This window comes from Negativicoccus succinicivorans, assembly GCF_018373335.1.
GTDB lineage: Bacteria > Bacillota > Negativicutes > Veillonellales > Negativicoccaceae > Negativicoccus > Negativicoccus succinicivorans_A.
Genome location: NZ_JAHAHH010000127.1, coordinates 1 through 1,435 on the forward strand (window position 1 = coordinate 1; position 1,435 = coordinate 1,435).

General features: G+C 45.2%; 1 protein-coding gene. It reads left to right on the plus strand.

Annotated elements, in window-relative coordinates; all coding sequences use genetic code 11:
- Window positions 1–699: 699 nt before the first annotated feature.
- A partial coding sequence (locus KH813_RS06680) for a TonB-dependent siderophore receptor (protein ID WP_303994562.1) occupies window positions 700–1,435 on the plus strand: 736 nt, incomplete at its 3' end.

The following is a 1,435-nucleotide window of genomic DNA, read 5'->3' on the forward strand; positions in this document are numbered from 1 at the left end:
TATTGCCGGCTCCAGATAACACTAAATTCCCCGTCCTTACGGGGAGTTTTTATTTAGCGCGACACCACGCAATGCACACGTAGGATCAAGTCGTATTGCCGGCTCCATAGAAAACCAAACTCTCCGAGACTTTTTGTGGAGAGTTTTTGTTTTAGAACGGCGCAACGCAATGCACACGTCGGTTCAAGTCCTATTGCCGGCTCCAGATAACACTAAATTCCCCGTCCTTACGGGGAGTTTTTATTTAGCGCGACACAACGCAATGCACACGTCGGTTCAAGTCCTATTGCCGGTTCCAGATGAAATATAGCTCCCCGTTTTTTGCGGGGAGTTTTATTTTACTTTAGAGCGACACCACGCAATGCACACGTCGGTTCAAATCCTATTGCCGGCTCCATAGAAATATAACTTTTCGTTTTTATAAAGAATCTTATTTTTTCTGCAGACGAAAATCTGTGCATATGTGATATTAAATGACTATATATAAATACACATAGTTTACAATTAAAAGAGCAACTCTTTTTAATAGAATGAATAAAAATATTCGTTAATGAGCGTAATGATAGCTTTCCCACCCAAAAAATATCCAGATGAAGAAAATAAAATTAAAATTATAAACATACATTTACTTTGCTTGAGAAAAGTGTATAATGATAAAAGAATTCAAATATTTTTTAAATTAGGTAACGGAGGGAAACAATGAGTAAATTGGCACGTCGACAGGCTGCGCTTTTGGCAGCGTGTTGTTTGGGATGCATGACTGCCATGGCGGCAGATGCACCGGTATATGATATCGGAGATATCATTGTCACGGCTACGCGTACGCAAAATGTGACGAGAGAAGTACCGGCGGCGACGCATGTTATCGATGGCGAGAAGATCCGGCAAAGCGGCGCGTCGAATCTTCGTGAAGCGCTTTCGTATTATACCAATATCATGCAGACAAAGATTGATCGCGGCGGTCATGATGTAATGATTCGCGGCATGGATACGAATAAATCGCTGATTTTAGTCGACGGTCGTAAACCGGCGAACGAATCCTCGAGCGCCGGCTTGGGTACCGCGCGCGCCATGGATCGAATCAATTTGCAACAGGTGGAACGAATTGAAATACTCCGCGGACCGTCGAGCGCGTTGTATGGTTCGGATGCGATGGGCGGCGTTATCAATATCATTACGAAAAAATCGACCTCGCCGAGCGGCGCCATCGGCGGTGAATACGCATCCACGGGCCATACGCAGTGGATTCATTACGATACCGGACGGCAAGGGAAACTGGCCGCTACCGTAGGGGCGCGTTTCCGCCATACCGATCGGGACACGATCGAAGGCGAACAGTGGTCGGAATATTTCGGTAATGATCAGACGTATAATCTCGCTCTTGACTACTATTTTGCCGATGCGAATAAGTTGACCTTTACGGCGGATTATTATC